Annotated in this window: 23 protein-coding genes and 2 pseudogenes; 12 read left to right on the top strand and 13 right to left on the bottom strand. The window is 50.0% G+C overall.

The window, feature by feature from the left end:
• Window positions 1-26: 26 nt before the first annotated feature.
• The 6 genes from NDK47_RS16705 to NDK47_RS16680 all read right to left on the bottom strand — a co-directional run bounded on the left by NDK47_RS16705 (window position 27) and on the right by NDK47_RS16680 (window position 5,780).
• Entirely contained in the window at window positions 27-911 is an 885-nt protein-coding gene (locus tag NDK47_RS16705) for a metal ABC transporter permease (protein WP_251870884.1), read from the bottom strand.
• Window positions 908-2,266 (bottom strand): metal ABC transporter permease, encoded by a 1,359-nt coding sequence (locus NDK47_RS16700; protein ID WP_251870883.1) that lies wholly within the window; start codon window positions 2,264-2,266, stop codon window positions 908-910. The genes NDK47_RS16705 and NDK47_RS16700 overlap by 4 nt, the downstream gene beginning before the upstream one ends.
• Entirely contained in the window at window positions 2,263-3,054 is a 792-nt protein-coding gene (locus NDK47_RS16695) for a metal ABC transporter ATP-binding protein (protein ID WP_251870882.1), read from the bottom strand. The genes NDK47_RS16700 and NDK47_RS16695 overlap by 4 nt, the downstream gene beginning before the upstream one ends.
• Before the next feature lie 30 nt (window positions 3,055-3,084).
• Window positions 3,085-4,008, bottom strand: coding sequence for a metal ABC transporter solute-binding protein, Zn/Mn family (locus NDK47_RS16690; RefSeq protein WP_251876215.1), 924 nt, complete (start codon window positions 4,006-4,008; stop codon window positions 3,085-3,087).
• Window positions 4,009-4,308: 300 nt separating this feature from the next.
• Window positions 4,309-4,974 (bottom strand): response regulator, encoded by a 666-nt coding sequence (locus tag NDK47_RS16685; RefSeq protein WP_251870881.1) that lies wholly within the window; start codon window positions 4,972-4,974, stop codon window positions 4,309-4,311.
• Window positions 4,971-5,780: a sensor histidine kinase gene (locus NDK47_RS16680; protein ID WP_251870880.1), complete on the bottom strand. Its 810-nt coding sequence runs from the start codon at window positions 5,778-5,780 to the stop codon at window positions 4,971-4,973. Before NDK47_RS16680 ends, NDK47_RS16685 begins: the two co-directional genes overlap by 4 nt.
• Before the next feature lie 104 nt (window positions 5,781-5,884).
• Between NDK47_RS16680 and thiD the strand changes: the two genes are divergently transcribed.
• On the top strand, window positions 5,885-6,685 hold the full coding sequence (thiD, locus tag NDK47_RS16675) for a bifunctional hydroxymethylpyrimidine kinase/phosphomethylpyrimidine kinase (RefSeq protein WP_251870879.1): 801 nt from the start codon (window positions 5,885-5,887) through the stop codon (window positions 6,683-6,685).
• Between the two features lie 78 nt (window positions 6,686-6,763).
• Here the strand turns inward: thiD and NDK47_RS16670 are convergent, their stop codons facing one another.
• Window positions 6,764-8,206 carry a DUF4179 domain-containing protein gene (locus tag NDK47_RS16670; protein ID WP_251870878.1) on the bottom strand — a complete coding sequence of 481 codons (1,443 nt, stop codon included), beginning with the start codon at window positions 8,204-8,206 and terminating at the stop codon, window positions 6,764-6,766.
• 4 nt (window positions 8,207-8,210) lie between these two features.
• Window positions 8,211-8,726 (bottom strand): sigma-70 family RNA polymerase sigma factor, encoded by a 516-nt coding sequence (locus tag NDK47_RS16665; RefSeq protein ID WP_251870877.1) that lies wholly within the window; start codon window positions 8,724-8,726, stop codon window positions 8,211-8,213.
• A 426-nt stretch (window positions 8,727-9,152) separates the two neighbouring features.
• On the opposite strand from NDK47_RS16665, the pseudogene NDK47_RS16660 reads away from it, so the two are divergent.
• The 11 genes and pseudogenes from NDK47_RS16660 to NDK47_RS16610 all read left to right on the top strand — a co-directional run.
• Window positions 9,153-9,899: pseudogene (locus tag NDK47_RS16660) on the top strand (spore photoproduct lyase family protein); the annotation flags it as partial.
• Between the two features lie 112 nt (window positions 9,900-10,011).
• Window positions 10,012-11,130, top strand: coding sequence for an IS200/IS605 family element RNA-guided endonuclease TnpB (gene tnpB / locus NDK47_RS16655; protein WP_251870876.1), 1,119 nt, complete (start codon window positions 10,012-10,014; stop codon window positions 11,128-11,130).
• A gap of 105 nt (window positions 11,131-11,235) precedes the next feature.
• A pseudogene (locus NDK47_RS16650) lies at window positions 11,236-11,571 on the top strand (spore photoproduct lyase family protein); the annotation flags it as partial.
• A 138-nt stretch (window positions 11,572-11,709) separates the two neighbouring features.
• Window positions 11,710-12,345 (top strand): deoxynucleoside kinase, encoded by a 636-nt coding sequence (locus NDK47_RS16645; RefSeq protein WP_251870875.1) that lies wholly within the window; start codon window positions 11,710-11,712, stop codon window positions 12,343-12,345.
• A gap of 48 nt (window positions 12,346-12,393) precedes the next feature.
• Entirely contained in the window at window positions 12,394-13,080 is a 687-nt protein-coding gene (locus NDK47_RS16640) for a deoxynucleoside kinase (protein ID WP_251870874.1), read from the top strand.
• Between the two features lie 113 nt (window positions 13,081-13,193).
• Window positions 13,194-14,909, top strand: coding sequence for a hypothetical protein (locus NDK47_RS16635; protein WP_251870873.1), 1,716 nt, complete (start codon window positions 13,194-13,196; stop codon window positions 14,907-14,909).
• Window positions 14,910-15,010: 101 nt separating this feature from the next.
• On the top strand, window positions 15,011-15,748 hold the full coding sequence (locus tag NDK47_RS16630) for a class I SAM-dependent methyltransferase (RefSeq protein WP_251870872.1): 738 nt from the start codon (window positions 15,011-15,013) through the stop codon (window positions 15,746-15,748).
• Window positions 15,749-15,855: 107 nt separating this feature from the next.
• Window positions 15,856-16,140, top strand: a complete 285-nt coding sequence (locus NDK47_RS16625) for a 4a-hydroxytetrahydrobiopterin dehydratase (RefSeq protein ID WP_251870871.1) — start codon at window positions 15,856-15,858, stop codon at window positions 16,138-16,140.
• A gap of 223 nt (window positions 16,141-16,363) precedes the next feature.
• Complete coding sequence (locus NDK47_RS16620) at window positions 16,364-16,684, top strand: hypothetical protein (RefSeq protein WP_251870870.1); 321 nt, start codon at window positions 16,364-16,366, stop codon at window positions 16,682-16,684.
• Window positions 16,624-17,466: a DUF3109 family protein gene (locus tag NDK47_RS16615; protein WP_251870869.1), complete on the top strand. Its 843-nt coding sequence runs from the start codon at window positions 16,624-16,626 to the stop codon at window positions 17,464-17,466. The genes NDK47_RS16620 and NDK47_RS16615 overlap by 61 nt, the downstream gene beginning before the upstream one ends.
• Before the next feature lie 56 nt (window positions 17,467-17,522).
• Window positions 17,523-18,032: an acyl-CoA thioesterase gene (locus NDK47_RS16610; RefSeq protein ID WP_251870868.1), complete on the top strand. Its 510-nt coding sequence runs from the start codon at window positions 17,523-17,525 to the stop codon at window positions 18,030-18,032.
• 98 nt (window positions 18,033-18,130) lie between these two features.
• Here the strand turns inward: NDK47_RS16610 and NDK47_RS16605 are convergent, their stop codons facing one another.
• The 5 genes from NDK47_RS16605 to uvsE all read right to left on the bottom strand — a co-directional run bounded on the left by NDK47_RS16605 (window position 18,131) and on the right by uvsE (window position 22,233).
• Window positions 18,131-18,547 (bottom strand): thiol-disulfide oxidoreductase DCC family protein, encoded by a 417-nt coding sequence (locus tag NDK47_RS16605; protein WP_251870867.1) that lies wholly within the window; start codon window positions 18,545-18,547, stop codon window positions 18,131-18,133.
• Between the two features lie 119 nt (window positions 18,548-18,666).
• Window positions 18,667-20,175 carry a histidine ammonia-lyase gene (hutH, locus tag NDK47_RS16600; RefSeq protein ID WP_251870866.1) on the bottom strand — a complete coding sequence of 503 codons (1,509 nt, stop codon included), beginning with the start codon at window positions 20,173-20,175 and terminating at the stop codon, window positions 18,667-18,669.
• A gap of 363 nt (window positions 20,176-20,538) precedes the next feature.
• The gene (locus tag NDK47_RS16595) at window positions 20,539-20,784 is read right to left on the bottom strand and encodes a hypothetical protein (protein ID WP_251870865.1); all 246 of its coding nucleotides are present in this window, start codon (window positions 20,782-20,784) and stop codon (window positions 20,539-20,541) included.
• Window positions 20,785-20,904: 120 nt separating this feature from the next.
• Complete coding sequence (locus tag NDK47_RS16590; RefSeq protein WP_251870864.1) at window positions 20,905-21,165, bottom strand: hypothetical protein; 261 nt, start codon at window positions 21,163-21,165, stop codon at window positions 20,905-20,907.
• 141 nt (window positions 21,166-21,306) lie between these two features.
• On the bottom strand, window positions 21,307-22,233 hold the full coding sequence (gene uvsE / locus NDK47_RS16585; RefSeq protein ID WP_251870863.1) for a UV DNA damage repair endonuclease UvsE: 927 nt from the start codon (window positions 22,231-22,233) through the stop codon (window positions 21,307-21,309).
• Window positions 22,234-22,309 lie beyond the last annotated feature (76 nt).

The raw sequence follows: 22,309 nt of genomic DNA, 5'->3' as shown, positions 1-22,309 counted from the left end.
TGATTTCAGACGCAGGGATGACCCTATTATGCTTGTTCACTCAATCTCATTTTGCGGCGGGTCATCATTCGAGTGACCAGACCGTGGCTTGGCGAGAAGAGAAACGCCAGCAAGAACAGGAAACCTGATACGGCCGTCATGGCCCCGGCGATGGAACTGTCCAGCCAGGAGGCGAGCAGATAGCCAAAGATCGAGCAGAGAACCCCGACCCCCATACTGATCCACAGCATATGATGCAGCTTTTCCGTCAGCAGGTAGGCGGTTGCGCTGGGCACAACCAGCATGGCGACAACGAGGATGGCTCCGACGCTCTCGAAGGCGGCTACCGTGGTTAAGGATACCAGGGTCATCAGCAGGTAGTGGAAAAAGACAACCGGGATGCCGATGGCCGCTGCCAGAGCAGGGTCAAAACTGCAAAGCTTGAACTGTTTGAAAAACAGACCGATGATCAGCAGGCTGAGGAGAAAGACGCCACCGACTCCCCAGGCAGCTCGTGGTCCCATGTCGATACCGCCCCATTGCCAGGTATCCCAGGGAACATAGGCGATCTCTCCGTAAAGCACACAGTCAAGATCCAGGTCGACCTGGGCGGTATACATCGAGACTAGCACAACCCCGACGGAGAAGAGGGCGGTAAAGGTTACCCCGATCGCGGCATCCGTTTTGACGCCGTTTTGACTGAGGAGCTGAACGATCAGGACGGTTACCAAGCCGACGACTGCCGCGCCGATCAGCATGGGGACAATATCGCGGCTGCCGCTCAGCAGAAAAGCGATCACAATACCCGGAAGGATGGCGTGGCTAATGGCATCTCCCAGCATGGCCATCCGGCGAAGGATCAGAAAGCAGCCGAGAAAACCGCAGGAAGCAGCGACCAGGGCGCCTGTCAGGATGATGAGAAAAGTGTTCACAGGGAAACGCCTCCTTGTTCTTGCTTACCCAGATAGAGGCCAGATTCTGTTGTCCCCTCCGTCAGCTTCGGCGTCAGGTCGTAGGCTTCCAGCTGAGCCATCATCTGCGCCAATACCTCATCGGAGAGCTGCGGGGCCAATTCTTCCTGACTCTGGTCGATTTGCACATGGTGGTACTGATTCTGCGTCATGTGGTACAAATCCCATAAACGCTGATTAAGAATATACGCATAGGCAGCTTGAAGGCCGGCACGGGTGAAGGTCCAGGCTGAGCTTTTCCCAGGTTTCGCACGCTCCGCTACCCATTTTTTGCGCGTCAGCTCGCTCAGCGCTTTTCTTACCTGCGACATGCTCTTGCCGCTTTTGTGGGCGATATCGGCTTCGTTGATTCCCAGGTAAACGCCGCCCACGCGTGAACGTCCGGCCTGCTCTTCCAAGCATTCGTACAGCGATTGCATCACATCCTCCACCAGTACCTTGTTGCGCAGCTTCATGAAGCGGTAGAAGCGAGCCAGAATACCGCGGCGAGGGGAGAACAAAATGGAAAAGAGGAAGAAGCAGGTAGCGGACAAGACAATAGTAGGTCCGGTAGGCAGGTTTTCCTGCTGGGTACTGATGAGGGTGCCCAAGACACCACTCAGCGCTCCGAAAGTGCCTGACAACACAACCATCCGGCCAAGTTTATCTGTCCAGTAACGCGCTGTTACAGCCGGAGCGATTAACATGGCGGCTACCAGAACAACTCCGACAGCCTGCAGGCCGATCACCACTGACATCAGGAGCATCAACATCAACAACCCATCGAGAAGACCCATCGGGAAGCCAAGCCCTCGGCCAAATCCGGGGTCGAAGGAGAGAAGTGTAAACTCCTTGAATAAAAGTGTGGTCATCAATATCAACACGCCAGCGACAAGCATAATTGTGATGACGTCACTTTTTACGAGGGAGGCCGCTTGCCCGAAAAGGAATTTATCCAGACCGCTCTGATTCCCGCTGGCACTGTGCTGGATGAACGTCAAGAGGACGATCCCGATGCCAAAGAATACCGAAAGAACAATGGCGAGAGAAGTGTCTTCCTTAATTCGGGTGTAGCGGGAGATGGCCGTAATGCTGTAAGTGGCGAGCAAACCGGCAATACCGGCACCAATCAGGAAAAGCCCGATTGATTTGGAACCGGTAAATAGGTAGATTAGGCAGACACCAGGCAGGGCAGCGTGGGCCAAGGCATCCCCGACCAGGGAACGCCCCCGCAAAAAGGCAAAGCAACCCAATACGCCGCTGCTAATCCCAAGCAGGATGCAGCCCATCAGTACCCATTGTGTATTCGGGTCTTGCAGGACGAGCAGCAGGTTCATTTTATCTCATCCTCCTGAACGGGCTTTTCGCTGGTTAGCAGAACCTGATTGCCCAATACCTGCAGTCTGCCGCCGTAGGTTTTTTGCAGGTTTTCGGCCGTGAAAGTCTCTTTTACCGGACCTGCCGCGATAATCCTGCGGTTCAGCAAAATCACCCAGTCAAAATACTCTTCCACCGTTTGCAGGTCATGATGGACGACCAGAACGGTTTTTTGCTGCTTTTTCAGGTCGTTCAGCAGTTGGATGATCGCACGCTCCGTAGCGGCGTCCACCCCTGCGAACGGTTCATCCATAAAGTAAAGCTGGGCTTCCTGGGCGAGAGCGCGTGCGAGAAAGACACGCTGTTGTTGTCCGCCCGAGAGTTGGCTGATTTGACGATCCGCATAATCGGCCATTCCCACTTTTTTCAGGCATTCCATCGCGAATTGCCGATCAGCCTTGCCCGGGCGGCGAAACCAGCCAAGGCGTCCGTAACGCCCCATCAAAACCACGTCGAGGGCGTCGGTAGGGAAGTCCCAGTCTACCGACTCGCGCTGCGGAACATATCCCACAGCCTTTCTCTGTTCGGCAAACGGTTTTCCATAGATTTCGGCTGATCCGGAGGCGGTCGGGATCAGGCCTTGAACCGCCTTGATAAAGGTGGACTTTCCTGCGCCGTTCGGACCGACGATGGCAATCAATTTACCTTCGGGGACCGTGATGTTTACATTGCGCAGGACAGGCTTTTTTTGATAGGCAACGGTGAGGTCACGCACTTGTAAAGGTATTGCTCCAAGTTGAGTCGTCATCTGCAATTTCCCCTTTCCTCTAAAATTGGATTATTTCAAGGCATTCACAATCGTATCAACATTGTGACGAACCATGCCGATATAGTTCCCTTCTGGTGTGCCGGGTTCTCCCATGGCGTCTGAGAACAGCTCGCCGCCGATCGAAACCGTATGATTCTTGGCCGCTGCGCCCTGAACGACGGCTTCGATAGAGCGGGCTGGAACGGATGATTCCACGAAGACGGCCTTGATTTTGCGTTCAACGAGGGTATCTACCAGATTTTGCACATCCTTCAGGCCGTATTCAGACGCTGTGCTGATTCCCTGAAGTCCCAGCACTTCTACGTCATAGCCGCGACCAAAGTATTGGAAGGCATCATGTGCTGTGACCAAAACCCGTTGCTCTTTCGGGATTGAGCTTAGCTGCTCTTTTGCGTAATCATCGAGCTTTTTCAGCTCACCCAGATATTTTTCTGCATTGGCTTGGTAGTCGGCTGCATGAGCGGCATCGATTTGGCTGAGATCGTCACGGACCTGCTCGACTGCCTTCATCCACAGGGAGACGTCAAACCAGACGTGCGGGTCGGGGTTGTCAGGTGCGGCCGGATCGGCCAAAAGCTGTTCCTTTGGAATCCCGTCGGTAACGGACTTCACTGGTTTTTTGGCACCCATTTTTTCAAAGATCTCAACCATCTTTCCTTCCAGATGAAGTCCCGAGTAGAAGATGATATCAGCGTCGTCTATTCGCTTGATGTCTCCTTGTGAGGCCTTGTACAAATGGGGGTCTACGCCAGCGCCCATGAGCTGTGTCACTGCCACGTGCTCGCCGCCCACTTCTTTGACAATATCGGCAACCATCCCCGTCGTCGTGGTTATCTTCCAGGCTGTTTCCTTGGCTGCTGCCCCGTCTACGGGTTCACTTTTTGTCGCGCATCCGGTAAAAATCAAGGCTGCGCTCAAAATGGTAAGTATCATTCCTTTAGCTTTATAGTGGTATGTACGTTTCAAAGATTGTCCCTCCTCAAATATTTTACCCAAGAACACAATTGTTTCCCTAGGGAAACATTAACACATAAAAATGTCCTTATGCAACACTATTTTCCTTGGTGAAAAAAAGTTTTCCTTATGCAAATTATGGCTCAGTCAAACGCCCTGAGCCTTTTTTTGTCCTTAACATATGCAGGGACAGGTGTTCATGTCACCTGTCCCGGATAAAGAATCATCCTATTCGAATAAAGAGCGGAGCTGAATTGTAAAAAGGGGATCATGAGGGGATTAGTACTGTTCTTCGTTCTGCTTGAGGATGAGATGGTGGCGTACGGCATAAGCGGCGAGTTGGACGCGATTGACAAGCTGCAGCTTTTCCAAAATGTTTTTAATATGATTTTTCACAGTGTTTTCGGCGATGATCAGAGCATCGCTGATTTCCCTGTTTGTCTTGCCTGCTCCCACATAGGTTACAATTTCACGCTCGCGGGGAGTCAAGACATCAGGAACCGGCTCGTCCATGCTTTCTTCTTTCCGAAAACGGGTAAACAGTCGGGCGGCCATTTCTCTGGTCAGCTCGCTATCCTCTCCCAAAAGAGCATGCAGATAGGTAATCCAATCATCGGGCTCCAGATTTTTCAACAAATACCCCTGGGCACCAAACTGAATGGCAGTGATCAAGTCGCCTACATCGTCAGATACGCTTAGGATCACCACTTTAATCTGTGGATATGCCTTTTTTACCTCTCTCGTCGCTTCCAGACCACTCCATTTCGGCATATTGATATCCATCAATATCAGGTCTGGCTGCAATGAACCGCACATGTGATACGCTTCCTCGCCATTTGTCGCTTCCCCGATCACCTCAAAGGATGGGTCCTGCTCCAGCAGACTGCGAATGGCGAGCCTCGCCATATGGTGATCATCTGCGATAAGAACGCGATACGCATTCATGTATGATTTCCTCCTCTATCAAAAGCCAGGCGTATCGAGGTGCCGCCGTTTCTTCTGAGGGCGATCTCTATGCTGCTGCCCAACTGTTTGGCTCGTTCTTTTACCATTTTCAAACCGTATTTATTCGCTTGGGAACACTCCGGATTTATCCCTACGCCATCATCCTCGATCGCCAGAAACCATGTTCCTGTCGGCTCTGCTTTCAGGGTCAGCCAGGCGTGCTTCGCTTCTGCATGCTTCTGAATATTGGCGAAGGTTTCCTGAATCACGCCAAATAACTGTACCTCCTCAGCAGGGGAGAAGAATCCGTCGGGAACATCAATCTCATGGGTCAGATCGACGCCGGAGAGGGAATACCACTGTACCAGCCATTTTTCCAGCCGCTGGGCAAGCGTACTGCCTTCCTCCGGGAGGGACCGCAGATTGAAGATTGCTTGGCGAACGTGGTTATCAATGGCAGAAACAGCCCCCCGTGCATCCTCCAGCTGTCCCTGCTTCAGCTTTACATTGAGAAAGAAGAGCGACTGGGCTATGCCGTCATGCAGCTCCCGGGCCAGTCTTTCCCGTTCTTCATAGACAGCTCTGCGCGCCTGTTCCTCCACGATTTTGGCATTCATCCGATCAATTTTGCGAAACATCCACGTGGCGAAAAGAAAAGATAGCAGCAAAGTCAGGATGGTCATGTATACATTTCCCGCTTCCATGGATAGGTAAGGAAGCAGAAAATCATGGCGGATAAATTCAAAGCCTCCGATGACAATAGGAGGAAGCAGGACAGTTAACCAGTAAAAAACGCGGTATGACATACGAAAAACCCCTTTTATTTGCCAGATCCTATATCCCCAGTATACCGAAGGAGCGGAGCGGATGATATACTCATAGCGTAAAGAGATGGACAGGAGGAGAAGAAATGGCTGGTTTGGCAAAAGCGATGACGATTGCGGGCTCGGACAGCGGGGGAGGTGCGGGGATTCAGGCGGACCTGAAGACCTTTCACCAGTTGGGGGTTTACGGGACGAGCGCCATCACCGCGATTACCGCTCAAAATACAAAAGGAGTAGCTGGCGTATATCCGCTGCCAACGGAAGCGGTGAGTCAGCAAATGAACGAAGTCCTGAGCGATATCGGGACTGATGCAGCGAAAACAGGCATGCTGTTTCATGCAGAGATTATTGAAGAAGTCGCGAAGCAAATTCGCCACTTCGAAGTGACCAAGCTGGTCATCGACCCTGTAATGATCGCAAAGGGAGGGGCCAAACTGCTTCAGGACGAGGCAATCACCGCGCTCAGGAATCATTTGTTGCCTTTGGCTGAGGTGATTACGCCCAATTTGCCGGAAGCGGCGTACATGACCGGCCTGTTGATTGAGACGCCTGAACAAATGAGAGAAGCAGCCAAAGTCATTCATCAGATGGGACCACGCCATGTGATGATGAAGGGGGGCCATCTGCAAGATGATGCAATCGTCGATATTCTGTTCGATGGCCGGGATTTTTACGAGTTTGCTCACAAGCGGATCCACACGCGGCACACCCATGGGACAGGCTGCACATTTTCTGCTGCACTGACTGCAGAGCTGGCAAAAGGAACATCGCTGGTACATGCAGTAGAGAGAGCCAATCGCTTTATCATTGAGGCGATCAAAACGGCGCCCCAAATCGGCGGAGGACATGGACCGACGAATCACTGGGCTGTCATTGATTACATGTAAAAAAGAAACGCCCAGTGCGGGTTGCTGACCGAAAAAGGCGCAGGCAACCTTGGCGCTAGGCGTTTTTTATATGGCAATTTACTTTTGAATGGTGATCGGCAAGGAAACCGTACCGTCCAGATAAGTAGGGTAGTGACTAAGCACAAATTGGTATTGCGAAGGGGAACCGCTTTTTTTCGAGGATGTCCGCCTGAATGTGACCCCGTACTTTTGCAGATGATCGTCACTCGTAGAAGTGGACGTTCCATGCACGAATTCATAGTGGTTTCCAAGGTCATCCGTCAATTCCGTCATCAGCGAGCCATAGCGGTGACGATCCAGGTCATCCACACGGAGGAGAAAGTCCATTCCAACCACGTCGTCGTTTTGTCTCAGAGCTTCCAGCTGCAGTCTGCTATCGGGAACCTGGAGAAATGTCTTGCTGCGAGCATCAATGACAACCGTACGTCTATCCTTATCGACCGCGCGTATCCCGCTTGCCTTTAATACAAGCTTTTCCGGCTCCTGAAAAAAGCTGCTTTCCACAAAATACGTCATCTCGTTTTCATTGAGGGTTTGATGAGGAACCCCGTTTCCCCAAAAAGTATAGGTTTCCCCTTTTTCATCTACAAGCCGCAACTCTTCAAACCCAAAAATATATTTGGTATTGTGAGGATCAAAGCGAAAGGTGATATCCGTCTGCGTCGGGTACACGACGATTTGTACCACCGTTATCGATTGACCGTCGATGGTTACGGTCTGGTTGACCGGATAGACTTTTTCTTTCAAGTCCGCGAAGCGGGATTTGTCGATTGGAACCGTGACGCTAAAGGGTTCAGACAGCGTCTGGCCGTCGACGGAAACCGCGGCTTTTACAACAAGGACATCCGGCAGCGGGACGTTCTCTTCATACTGATAGATTTCGACCTTGTTCTGTTCCAAGCTGGTCTGGTTGGGGCCCGCATGCGAAAGGGTGTATCCCAAAGACAAGGGATTGCCTTGCTGATCTAAAAACGTCAGGTTTTCCAGCTTCACATCATGTCCCGTCTCCTGATGCTTGACGGAATAAAACAGCAACATCCGCCGCTGATCCATGATGACCTGATCAACTGTAAAGCTGACATCCTCAGCTTCGCTGGTTGTACTGATGGTCTGTGCCAGGCCGTGCTTTGCTGCCATCTGCAAGCCTTTGTCTGCCTGGATCAGACGAACCAGCGGCTCCATTCCAGGAATGTGACTGACATAGGCGGCAACGGCCGGCGAAAAACGAATGGAGAAAAACAGTCCCAGAATCAAAGAACAGACCGTTATAAGTGACCAGCGCACTCGGGTTCGCTTTTTTCGCTGCTCACGATACTGCTTCGCCTTGGCAATACCAGCCAAAATGTACGTTTCAGCCCCAGCCGGTGCATCAACACAGTGGTACTTTTCTTTTCCATCTTTGAGATGGTGAGCCATAGCCGCTTGCCAGAAGTCTTCCGTCTTACTGCCATTTTCTTTTTCACCCAATATATCTTTTGTCTTGTTCTCCTCATTCATCATACGCTCACCACCCTTTTCCCAAATCTTCACGCAGGATAAGCAAAGCCTTGTGCAGCCATGTTTTGATCGTTCCCTCGGGATGACCAAGCGTGGCGGCGATTTCGCGAATGGTAAGATCCTCGAAGTACTTCAAAATAATAATCTGCCGGTGAACATGGCTCAGCCTTTCAATAGCGTCTTCCACTTGCAGACGGATATCGGACATATCGGCATGATCCTGGCTCGCTGGCTCACCCACAGCTTCTGACCCACTCCAACGCTTTTTCCGGTTTTGCTCATCGATGCACAGGTGTATCATGATACGCGTCAGCCAGGAAGAAACATAGGAAGGCTGTTTCAGCTTGGGCAGCTTTACATACGCCCGATAAGTAACCTCCTGCAAGGCTTCCAGCGCATCCTGCTCACTGCGCAGAAAGGCGTATGCCACCCTGTACAGCTTGTCTTTGTGCATGAGCATCAGTTGATAAAAGGCATCATCGTCTCCATGCTGAGCAGCTGAGACGAGTTGTTCCAAATTCACGTTCACCCCTCCTATTTATTAGACGGCGATGAGCGTGAAACGGTTTTCAAAAAATCGCTTTTTCATCTCGTCCTTCGGGAACCGGACGTTCCGGCTTCGCTTATGGTATCGTAAAGCGAGCGAAGAGAGGACGGGAAAAAGGGGATGTGGATCAAATGGGTGACGATACACGAATCATTCGGGCTGCCCAGAGTGGCGCAGGAATACGGGAGATTTTTGGAATCCAAGGGAATTCGGTCCAGGCTTCTTGTCCGGAAAACACAAAGGACAGGCCACGTGTACTTGTTGCAGGTAAGGTCTGAGGAGAAACCACAAGCCCTGGAATGGCTTCGTGAATTCAAAGAGCGGCTGTAGCAGGGCGCAGCCATGTTCCTCCACGGGAAATCCCAGTATCTATAGGAGATACTATCGCCAGGGGGGATCAACATGTCATCGACGCTGCTGGAGTCTCCGCAAGCGGCTGCATCAAAAGGGGCGAAGCTTTTCCAGCCTGATCTCGTGTTTTTTGAGCCAGATGCCTTGAACTATCCGCTGGGCAAAGAGCTATACCAGAGGTATCAAGAGCAGGGAACACCCATCCGGATGACGACCAGTCATAATCAGGTGCGAGGAATTCCCGGTGAGACTGATGTGGAACAATATCGCAATGCCAAACGAACACTCGTAGTCGGAGTTCGCAAAACACTGAAATTCGAGCAGTCCAAGCCTTCAGCGGAGTATGCCATCCCGCTTGCAACCGGCTGTGCGGCTCACTGTCACTACTGTTACCTGAATACCAATATCGGCACCAAGCCGTACATCCGCGTCTATGTCAATACTGACGATATATTCAAGCAGGCGGAAGCCTATATCCGCGAGCGGGAGCCGGAAATCACCCGTTTTGAAGCGGCATGTACATCCGACCCCATCGGCATTGAGCATATTACCGGAAATTTGCGCAGAGCGATTGAATTTATGGGGATACAGCCCTTGGGGCGACTCCGTTTTGTCACGAAGTTTCATCACGTGGATTCACTGCTCGATGCCAAGCACAATCAGCATACCCGTTTCCGTTTCAGCATGAACGCTGATTATGTGATCAAAAACTTTGAGCCGGGCACCTCTTCATTTGAACAGCGCATTGAAGCGGCTGGAAAAGTGGCGAGGGCGGGATATCCGCTTGGATTTATCATTATTTGACCAGAAGACTCCTACCTTCTATAAGTGGGAGATGAATGGTCGACTTCTTTGGAATTACATGGTAAACTGGACTAAGAACAAGTGTTCTTAAAGGGGGTGAAACTCCATGGAACAATACAAAGCGTTTCAATTCCGTCTATATCCAACACCAGAACAGGCCACGCTCATCAACAAAACGATTGGATGCTGCCGGTTTGTGTTCAATCATTTCCTCGACAAGTGGAATCAATCGTATCAGGAAACAGGGAAAGGACTAACGTATCGTCGTTGCTCCTCACAACTTCCGGCTCTCAAAACCATGTATGGATGGCTAAAAGAAGCAGATTCCATTGCCATTCAAACGACTGTAAAGAATTTGGGAGACAGCTTCGCGCGGTTTTTCAAGGGACAAAATGATCGGCCCAGATTCAAAAGTAAGAAGAATCTTGTGCAATCCTACACAACGAAGTACACCAATGGAAATATAGAATTGGTCGGTAAACATGTGAAACTTCCGAAACTGGGACTTGTGAAATATGCCAAGTCAAAAGAAATAGAAGGACGCATCATGTCTGCTACCATCAGGCGCAAACCATCCGGAAAGTATTTTGTTTCCATTCTCAGTAAAGTGGAAATCAAACCACTCAAACAAGTCGAACAAACGGTAGGGGTTGATCTTGGGATCAAGGTCTTTGCTACGCTTTCCACTGGCGAAAAAATAGCGAATCCCAAGAATTACCGAAAATATGAGAAGCAACTAGCCAGATGGCAACGAATCCTTTCTCGCAGACAGAAGGGAGGGAAAAATCGGGAAAAGGCACGGGTCAAAGTGGCTGGCTTACACGAAAAATTGTTTAACACCCGCCACGATTTTCTCCACAAGCTCTCTGCCAGACTGATTCGCGAAAACCAAGTGATCTGTATGGAGGACTTGCAAGTAGAAAACATGGTCAAAAATCACATGATGGCCAAATCAATCGCGGATGCCTCATGGGCTGCCTTTCGTACCATGGTTGAATACAAGGCAAAATGGTACGGTAGAATCATCAGTATCGTAGACAAACAGTTTCCATCCAGTCAGCTATGTTCAAATCTCTCTTGTGGATATCGCCATAAAGAGGTAAAGAACCTTAATCTACGTGAATGGGAATGTCCATCGTGTGGAACCATACATGATCGCGATATCAATGCAAGCAGGAATATTGAGCAAGAAGGACTTCGATTGTTAGGGGTCACCCTGACTTAACTGTGGGTCGCACAGGGATCGCTTGGTACATTTGGCTTCGGTAGAAGTCATTACCCAAGAATCCCCCACTTCAAGCAAACGCAAGTAGGCTAAGTGGCGGGAGCGTTCAATTTGGCTCCTCTTTACTGGTTTGCGGGGTGGGAAAAGGGTTATACCGATCTGTTGGAGCGGCTCCGCGATCAACTCGTACCTGAAGCGATGGAGGATCTTACGTTTGAATTGATTCAGCATCGCTTTACCAAGGTGGCCAAGAAGTTGATCCTTCAGCGATACCCCAAAACCAAGCTGGAAATGAACGAAGAAGAGCGCAAGTACAAATGGGGGAAATACGGGAGGGGAAAATACGTGTACCCGGACCTGCAGGCGAAAGCGTTGAAGGAGCATCTGGAAAAGGAGATTGCCCGCCTGTTTCCCAAGTCCAAAATTGAATACTTCACCTGACCGCAAAACCGCTTCCTCTCATCCGGGAGTGGCGGTTTGCTCTGCCTTAGACATTATCCGAATCTTTTCGACAAAACTTGTTATTCCGTGCTACAATATGGAGGCTCTCATATCTGGGAAAGGATTTGTAGGACGATTATGAAGCCTATTTTTGTGACCATTGAGGGACCGATTGGCATTGGCAAGACATCGCTGTCCCATGAACTAAGCAAGGCATTTGATTTAAAACTGCTGGAAGAAATCGTGTATGAAAATCCCTTTCTGGGAAAATTTTATGAAAATATTGCCGAGTGGAGCTTCCAGTTGGAGATGTTTTTCCTCTGTAATCGGTACAAGCAGTTGCAAGATATTGATCGAAACTACCTGCAACAAGGGACATCTGTGGTTGCCGATTATAATATTTTCAAGAATACGATCTTTGCCAAGCGTACCCTGGATGGAGACAATCTGCCCAAGTATCTGAAGATTTATGATATCCTCACTGAGGGGCTTCCGCAGGCTCATCTGGTTATTTATCTGACGGCCTCCATCGAGACGGTTATGAATCGAATTGAAATGCGTGACCGGGATGTAGAGCGGAAAATGGATGTCGCTTATATGGAGAGACTGATCGCCGATTACAACGAATTTATGAAAGCGTTTGAAAAACGCCATCCTGAAGTTCCTGTCATTAAATTCCAGTGTGATGATCTTGATTTTGTACATAGACCAAAGGATCTTCAATATGTACTGGAGCAGGTCAAACCGTATATGCATGCATGGCAGGAATCCTAGTTTCTGCCTGTTTTCTCTTGATTACTGTGGATAGAAGGAGTTACGTTCATGTCAGGTTTTAAGAATAGTGATCTTCGCGAAAAATACGGGATACCGAGTAATGCAGTCATTACCATTGGCGGCACGGTCGGTGTGGGGAAGTCTACCTTTACCCATGCTTTGGCCGATCTGCTCGGCTTTCGGGTATCCGTGGAGAAAGTGGATAACAACCCGTACCTGGGGAAATTTTATGAGGATCTCTCGCGTTGGGGTTTCCATTTGCAGGTCTTTTTTTTAGCGGAGCGGTTTAAAGAGCAAAAACGGATGTTTGAATACGGGGGCGGTTTTGTACAAGACCGCTCCATTTACGAAGACACCGGAATCTTCGCGCGGATGCTCTATGAGCAAGGACATATGACAGAAGAGGATTTTCATACCTATACCCAGTTGTTCGAAGCGATGGTCATGACGCCGTACTTCCCCCACCCGGACATCCTGATCTATCTGGAGGGCAGCTTTGACGATATCATCGATCGCGTCCAGGAAAGAGGACGACCCATGGAACAGCAGACACCGATCGAATACTGGCGTGATTTGTTTAATCGCTATGAGGATTGGATCAGCAACTTCTCGACGTGTCCGGTACTACGAATCAACATTAACGAATACGATGTGGTGGAAGATATGTCATCCGTGGAAGTTGTTCTTTCCCGCGTTGCGGAAAAAATAAATCTGGGACGATCGTATCACCGGTAAGCTGCGTCCCCCTCGTCTGGCAGGAAATAACGCCGCGAGGGGGCTTTTCTTCCATCCCAAAAACTATACATTGTGATACTATGTTGGTAAGAGAGAACTCAGGAGGAGTTTTTGTGAAGAGGTGGCTTCTGCTCTGTATTCTCGGCACGATTTGCATTGCTTCCATCTGGACGATTTTGAAAACCTATCAGGCAAATCTGGCGGAAGAAACAACGCGAAAAGTCCTGGCGGGAAATAAACAGTTATTTGAGCAGGCATTTCAGCGGCTTACCATCGGGCAGCGTGACGAACAGTTAAGTTGGCCGGTAGCCGAGTTTGAAAAGGGACGTATGCCCAAGGAGCCGATCCAACTTGGCCTGCACAAAAATGAAGCATTTATTCATATTGATGTTGCGACTGGAAAATCACTGGAAGCAGCTGAGAATTTCTTGTCCCAAGTAGAAGTATATGGCGATGTCAAATTCAGCACATCTGTACGTGAGGTCTCATCTGGAAATTATCAACTATCCATGTATTTTTCTGAAATAACTGACCAATTTGCCTTTCGTTTTGGGAATATTCCGACGGTTGTGCTGAAGCGAATGGACCCCTTGAAGGTGACGATTGAGCCTTTTCGATCGGAGGGGGCCGTCATGCTGCTGCCAGAGGGTAAAGACTCCAGTTCCCTATTCCTGACAGAGGGGATCGGGCAATTGGCCTTGCATTTTTCTGAACCGATGGTCGGAAAACTGGAAAAAGGGCGGCCGGTCAACGGTTATCCAGCTGTCTGGCTGGATGAACAGACCATTTCGTTGGACATTCGACAAATGAAAGGGTATGCACTTGATCTCACTCAATTTCATTCTCAAACAGGCAATTACCTTCCAGAGGAATACCGGTATGTCGCCCTTCATAAAAAAGAAAAGCGCACCTGGTTAACCTATCCGGCCAGCAAGGTTGTGGGCATGAGCCCGTACGACTCCTTTTACCAGCAGATGTTCCTCTCGCCCGATCAAAAAAGCTATGTAGGCATGATCCGACGGGGGAGCAATCTTTATAAGAAGGGGGGAATTACTGCGGCACTTGTGCTTGAGAGAGCAGGCATGCCGCCTGTATTCATCGAGCACGACTATACAACCCCAGGCACGTCACCGCATGTCACCCTCCAATGGCTGGATCAGGAACGATTCCTCTACATCGGGGAAAAAACAGGGACGGTCTATCACGTATCCAGCGGTGAAAAGAAGCTTATGTTTGATGAGAGGAATACCGGGATGATCGCACTGGAGAGTGCTGTGGACAAAGAAGCAGGGAGCGTTTATGTAGTCGACCTTTTGCCTACCGGTGTTAAAAACCGGTACGTCATTGAAAGAAGAACCTATCGGCTGGACTCGCTGGCATGGGAGAAGACGGAGTCTTTTGGAGAAGTTTCTCTTCAGCCACGTGAGAATTATCCTGCTCTGCCCATCCGGGTTCGCAGCAATGGCGTGTATACCACTACGTCAGTTAATGGGAAACTGACGGTCCAGTTTACATCGCGACAGGGACAGTCCTGGACCACTGCGGGCGAACTGATCTGGGCTGATGACAACGGGCGGGCTGTCGTGAAAAGAACGGGAAAAGAAAAAAGCACCAAATATTATTGGTGGCAGATCGGCAAACCTTTGCGGGAGATCCCCTTGGCCCGCGGGGAAATGCGTTCCTTTGGTCCGTACCTGATCGTGGATGACGGATTGCGCTACCAGCTCTGGGACGGCCTGAAAAAAAGTTGGGAGTTGCTTGACCTGGCAGAGGGAATGATCAAAATTCCAGTTTCAGATGATGCTGCCCTGTATTCCCGCGTGAGGTAAATTCAAAGCAATTCAGCACATTTACGCGATGGAAAGCAGCTTCTGGGCGAAAAAGGCTGTGGTATAATAGGTGCATCTTGGAAGCAAAAAGGAGCACACACATGGCAGAAGAATGGTTTGAACGAAGCTTTCGTGAAGATTACGTGCTGGTTTATCAGCACCGGGATGATACATCGGCTGACAGGGAAATCGCCAATCTTTTGGATCGCTTGCCTATAAAGCGGACAGGAAGAGTTCTCGATCTGTGCTGTGGAAGCGGACGGCATTCCCGCGCTCTTGCCCGGAGAGGGTATGAGGTTGTCGGTGTAGATTTATCCCACGTCCTGCTGCAATTGGCTCAGGAGAAAAATGAGTTTCCCCACTTGCATTTTTACCAACACGATATGCGGCATATACCGTTTCAGGATGAATTTGATATCGTAGTAAACCTGTTCACCAGCTTTGGCTATTTTTCAACGGATCAGGAAAATGCCCAGGTCGTACACAATATGGCAAAAGCGCTTAAAGCAGGCGGAGAGCTCGTCATTGATTACTTGAATCCCGCCCATGTAAAAGCCAATCTCGTCGCCAAGTCCAAGAAAGAAACAGCGGGACTGCTGATCGAGGAGGAGCGTTGGCTGGCAGGCGGATTTGTCAGAAAAAGGATTGAAGTCAGAGAAGGGGAGCAAAGCGAACCGCGCGTGTATCAGGAGCAGGTGCGCCTATTTACCGAAATCGAGATGATCGCCATGCTGGAAAATGCCGGGTTCGTTAACATCCAGACCTTCGGGGATTATCAATTTCAGGCGTATCAGGATGAGCAATCGCCCCGAATGATTTTTTATGCCCAAAAAGCGTAAAACCAGGCGTGGAAAATAGCAAATTGCACGGATATGCGTGACTAACCTGTAATCCATGTGAATATGATGGTGAAAACAGAGTGAACATGGATGATGGGGGTGCGCTGATGAGCAAGCTTTCGGTGGAGCAAGCGAAATTATATCTGAGCAAAGTACCCGGCTGGCGATTAATCGAAGAACGGATGGCGCTGACCCGTACGTATCAGTGCCGCGATTTTTCTACCGCCGTCAGCTTGGTCAACCGGGTAGCGGAATTGCTGGAACAGGATAGCCGTCACGTCGAAATCCTGATCCAGCAGGAGGCGGTAACCTTTACCGTGATGACCAAAGAAGCCCGGGGATTGACTGGAAAAGATTTTGCTCTGGCACAAACGATTAGCAAGGTAAGCTGATGGAAACACTCCCGCCTTGTTCTGCGAGGCGGTTTTTTTTGTACTTTCAGAAAATTTAATTTCGCTAACTCATTAAATGGTGAAAGGATAAGAGAAACTAAGGCTATCGCTATTCGACTTGGCGATAAGCTAAGTTTTTCCAAATGCTCGTGTGTTCGGGCTCATGGAAACGAGAACAGTTCTGGTATGATAAGGACAAGACAAGGAATGTGGAGGAGATCAGATGGATATTCACAAACATGATGAGTTGCTCACCACGCTGCAGAAGCAGTTTGCTGAAGGGCAAATCGCGGTACAGTTTACCCAATGGGATGGAGAAGGGGACGACGAAGAAGTTACTGAGTTTCGTGGAACGCTGGTAGAATGGAAGCTGTCCGATAACGATTTTGGAGAAAAGGATTTGTTCATTCTTTTCCGCTTAAAGAGCGAAGATGACATTGAGCTGTTGATGGAGATCCCGGCAGAGGAAGAGAACCTGGCAGAATGGAACGAGGGGCGCCTAACGATTTTTGGTACGGAAGCGGAGCTTATTTTGACAAAATGAAAGAAAGCAGTCATTTTCGATACATCGGCACACCGGATCAAATGAACGAAAAAGAGGCATACTCCTGTAAAAAATACATCAAAAGCCACCGGGAGTCGATGAAAAGGGTGGGGAATCTCCTCATCGATTTACCCGCTTTGCTTACTCCTTTTCACCTGGATTGTGGAAATTGCCGTCACGTTCATCATGAGACTTGTTGTGAAGGCGGTCAGCCCTATGCCCTGGAAAACAAGCAGGCTGATCTGTTGGAAAAGATGTCCGGAGCAATCGCGAACCAGTTTTGGAGTGAAAGCGCACAGCGCAAACTGGCAGCAGAAGGTATCTGGGACAAACATTTTGGAGTTGGCACCATTCGAATGGATCACAGCAATTGTCTCTTTTACAAAGAGATCAACGGAAGCTACGGGTGTTCCATCCACGCCTATGCGCAAAAAGCTGGAATGGATGTCGTACCATTGAAGCCTTTCAGTTGTCAGCTCTATCCGCTGGAGTTGATCGATACCGGAGACATGGTGTTAGTAACTGCCTTGACCGGGGAAACAGCGGCATTCTCCCGCTGGGGTACTGATTATTTGCAGCATTTTTACTGTGCCAGCATGGATCGGAGAAAGGCCGCACAGCATCTCGATGCGGAGCTTTTCGCCCTGGATGGTTACAAGCCTGCTTATCAGTGGAATCTTCTCTTGTTGCAGGCATATCTGGGAGAAAATGCTGCGGAGCTCTTGGACCTCTTGGGGAGCCAGGAGAAGAAGTTGGATGCTTTGCAGAGCTTGGATCAGTAGTGTCGATATGATATGATGGCTTGGTTATGCAAGAAGTTGGCAAAGGAGCAACAGAGATGAAAGCGAAGACAACAACAGAATCCCGTACCATTCAAGCTTCCCTGGTGCAGCCCTCAGACACCAATTATCACGGCACTATGTTTGGTGGAAAAATGATGGCCTACATCGACGAGGTAGCGGCGATTGCAGCGATGAGGCATGCCCGCCGTCCGGTCGTTACAGCTTCGATGGATTCGATTGACTTTCTCTCCCCAGTCAAAATGGGTCATTCGGTCTGCCTGGAAGCAATTGTTTCCTACGCAGGGAGATCCTCGATGGAGGTTTTTGTAAAGATTATTTCGGAGGATTTACGCACCGGAGAACGCACCTTGACTGCGACCTCTTTCCTTACTTTCGTCGCTCTCGGGGATGACGGCAAACCGACTCCTGTCCCACCGGTCCTTCCAGAGACAGAGGAAGAGCGCTATCTGTTTGAAACCGCAGAGGAGCGCAAAAACATGCGCAAGGAAAGAAAACGGAGCACAGAAGCATTCACGAGTCAGTTGAATGTGGCGAAAAATATATAAAACCGCGTAAAAAAGAGGCAATGCCGAGTGGGCACTGCCTCTTTTTCTGTGAAAAACGTCAATCTCTCATCGGGGGATTGAAGCATCTTGGCGTTTTGTCACTCCAGAAATCTCGCATGCAGCTCAGCCGTAGGCAACAGGCAAGCTGATGCCTCGCCAAACCAGCGGTAGCGATTACGGGCGATGTATCGGTAAAGAGCATCTCTGATCGGCCGTGGAAGCAGATAGCCGATTGAAGAGAGAAGAGGCCACCCGCCATGCAACAGTCTCCCAGTCCGCAAAACAGCATCCGAGTGAAGATAAGCTTTCCCTCCGTCAATTAGGATGACGGAACCAATGCTGTCGGGTGCTATACTGTATGCCTCTAATAATCGCTTTCCAACGTCGGATTGCAGCGAGGTGAAATGTATGCGGCCCGCAGGATCGCGGGGAATGATGAAACGAACCGCGCCATGGCAAAAATTGCACGCTCCGTCAAAGAGCAGAATCGTACCGGGATCATTCGTGTCAGACATGGCTTATGCCTCCTTTGCGCAAGCCAAAAAGCCTTCTCTTTCATCCTTGCTATCTTTATCATACCAGTGCCTGATCAGGGGTCAATAGCATTTCGCTCTGGAGCGTGACAGGTTCCTGATCAAGGGACGAGATTTCCGGAAGCCAGCAATTTTTCGGCCTGGTGCATATCGAGATGCATTTCCCGGTCTTCTGTCAAAGGCGGAATGACTTGGCGGATCGTGGCGTAGGCCTTCTGGGTGCCTGCTCCCAGTTTTCCTTTTCCAAAATCAATGGCCTGTGCCGCAGCCAGGTATTCGATAGCCAGTACTTTGACTGCATTGGAAATCACGGTGCGAAGCTTGCGAGCCGCTGTTGTTCCCATGCTGACATGGTCCTCCTGATTGGCGGAGGAAGGAATCGAATCGACGGAAGCGGGATGGCATAACACCTTGTTCTCGGAAACGATCGAAGCAGCCACATACTGCGTGATCATAAAACCGGAATGAAGCCCACCTTTTTCTGTCAGGAAGCCGGGCAAACCGCTTAACTGCGGGTTCACCAGTCGCTCAATCCGTCTTTCGGAGATATTGGCAAGCTCTGCGATGGCGATGGCCAAAAAGTCTGCAGCAAGTGCCATCGGCTGCCCATGAAAGTTCCCTCCGGAAATCACGTCCCCCGTCTCTGAAAACAAAATAGGGTTGTCCGTGACGCTGTTGCACTCCCGGGTAACGGCGGCATGGACATAGGCCCAGGTATCGCGTGTCGCACCATGCACTTGAGGGATGCAGCGCAGGCTGTACGCGTCCTGAACACGGATTTCTCCCTGAGCTGTGGTGCGCTCGCTACCCTGCAAGTGGGCGAGCAGTTTGCGAGCAGATTCCTGCTGACCGGGATGAGGTCGGACGACATGGAGCTGTGGGTCAAAGGCTTTGGGAATGCCGTGCAGAGCCTCGATCGTCATGGAGGCGATGACATCAGCATTTTCAATCAAAGCATGCCCATCAGCTACTGCGAGGCAAAGAAGCGCGGTCATCGCTTGTGTGCCATTGATCAGTGCCAGGCCTTCCTTCGCTTCCAAACGGATCGGAGCCAGGCCGGCTGCTTGCAAAGCCTCCTTGCCGGACATGCGCGTGCCCTTCCATTCTGCTTCTCCTCTGCCCAGCATGACGAGTACCATATGTGCCAGGGGGGCGAGATCGCCGCTGGCACCGAGTGAACCCTGCTGCGGTATGATCGGATGGACTCCCCGGTTGCACATCTCTTTGAGCAGCAAAAGCGTTTCTTCACGAATTCCGGAAAAGCCTTTGGCAAGTGCATTGATCCGCAGGGCCATCATCGCTCGTACGACCTCGGTCGGGTACGGTTCACCCATTCCGCACGCATGGCTGATGATCAGATTTTCCTGCAATTGACTGACGTCTTCACGAGGGATGACGACATCGGAGAACTTCCCAAAGCCTGTCGTGATCCCGTAGACGACCTGTTGATTGGTGACCATATCTTCAACCATGGCGCGGGATTGGCGAACCTTTTGGATCGCTTCAGGCGCCAATTCGATTTGGTGAAACTCTCGGGCGATGGCTGCTACCTCGTCGATTGTCAGGTGATACCCATCCAGCTGAACCATACTTGATGTACATTTTTTCATATGTTTTTCCTCCTTTAGCATAGCAGAGAACAAAAAGGAAGAGGGGCTAGGACTGTTGGTCCTAACCCCTCTTCCCTTGCGGGTATTCGATTAACAAAACGTCTAAGCGTCCAGTTCTGCATCTTCGTCCCCGCTTTCCGTTCGTCTTCCTATTCAGATGAATCGATTCTACGTTCTATTGTAACTTACGCTAAAACGGTGTCAAGTGAAAACGCTCTCACAAGGTGAAAAAGAAAAACGGGCGCTGTTTTTTAAAAAAGATGGGCAAGTGTCGTTTCTCTGGACGGGTGAATGTCATACCATGTACTGTGCTATTTCATCAGAGAGGACGTGTGAGATTGGAAAGACGCCGAAATATGCCACCTATGCCGCCAGCCAGACCGATGCCCCGCAGGCCAAAAGAAATGCCAAAGCCACATCCCAATCTGCCTTCACCCAATGTATCGCCGATGCTGCCATCACCCAATCTGTCTCCAAATCTGCCCTCACCGAATAGACCGTCGCCAAATCGGCCAAACCGCATGATGCCATCGCCCAATATACCAATGCCAAATCGGCCTTACCGTATGATGCCGTCGCCGAATATGCCATCGCCAAACATGCCGTCACCGAATATGTCGCCCAATATGCCGTCACCCAACCTGCCATTCCGGATGATGCCATCGCCAAACATGTCGCCGAATATGCCGCCCCACCATGCAGAGTCTAGGACCTTAGAAATGTACCTGTTCAAGTATCGGATGCACATGGAACGAATGCATCACTATAAACAGAAGTGCGAACAATACAGGCATCATCGGAAGAAATACCACATGTACTATCGCCAATACCTGCACCATAAAGAGAGAATGCGCCACTATCACGATAGCTGTCATCATCGGCATCATGGAAGCAGCAGTTCTTCCTGCCACTGTGGCTCCAGTTGGGGTTCGTCAGAGCATCGCGCCAAAAAATGGTCACATGGACATAAACATCATCGTCACGGATCATCCTCTTCGGGAAGCCATCACGGTTGCCACTGCTAATACCAACATACGCAAAAACGCAGCTCACTGTGAGCCGCGTTTTTTTATTCCACGTATCCCCAAAGAAGGCCTCACCAGGGGTAGGCCCTTCTTAAGAAGGGGAGTCTCATTTGAAAAGCCCTTCGGGCGAGAACCCCGCTTTTTGCATCTCCCTTCTTAACGTAAGCAAGGCATCATCTTTGTTTTTGCATTCCAGCATCACGTCGATCGTATAGTCACTGAGCCGGGAAGCCCACTCCATGAAGTGTACCGGGTCGATTTTGTCTGCGTGGGCACGAAAATCGGTATCGCATTTGGGAGAGGAGAAATGCATCTTGGGCGTTCGCGAGCCCCAGGTCTTCAGGATCCGTGGCATATAGTCGAATATATCCTCTCCGTTATTGAGGCAGTTGTGGTGATGAACGTCCAGCACCATGGGAATGCCAATGCTTTCGCATAACGTCAAAACATCGATCATCGAAAAAGAGGTATCGTCATTTTCTACCACCAGTCTTCTTTTCACCGCATCCGGAAGCAAGGCAAACTGTTCTGCAAAGCGGTGTAACGAGGATTCTTTATCGTTGTATAGTCCGCCCACATGGGTGACGAGAACAGAGTTATCGTCCAGACCCATCAGATCGAAAACGCGGGCATGATACGAAAAATCAGCGATAGTAGACTGTAGAACACTGGGATTGTCGGTGTTTAAAATACTGTAGTGACCGGGATGAGAGGTGACGCGAATTCCGTACTTGCGAATGTAGGCGCCAGCTTTGTCAAAATCCCAGGCAAATTCTTTTGCCCAATCCCAATCAGCTGTGACGCGATGGGTCGCAAGCGGGATAAACTCGGAAGGGAGCCGATACAGAAAAATATGCTGTTCAACATTATACGCGAGCAGATCCATCAGGTTGAAAAAGTTCGTTTGCAAGACTTGCCGCAGCTTTTTCAGTCTTGCATCGGGGGCCAGCTTCTGTAGCTGTGCAACCGTCGTTTTCTTGTTGGGATTGTTGGGGCTGTCCAGTCGTATGCATGCATAACCCAGCCGTATCATCCAGGATCCCTCCGTTTCCATGATGGGTATCTTGTCCCTACGATTATTGTCCCGAAAGGATCTGGAAGGTATGTAT

Origin of the sequence: Brevibacillus ruminantium (assembly GCF_023746555.1) — a bacterium.
GTDB classification, from domain to species: domain Bacteria; phylum Bacillota; class Bacilli; order Brevibacillales; family Brevibacillaceae; genus Brevibacillus; species Brevibacillus ruminantium.
Note: the sequence above shows the minus strand (reverse complement) of the source record. Positions and strands in the feature narration are given on the sequence as shown.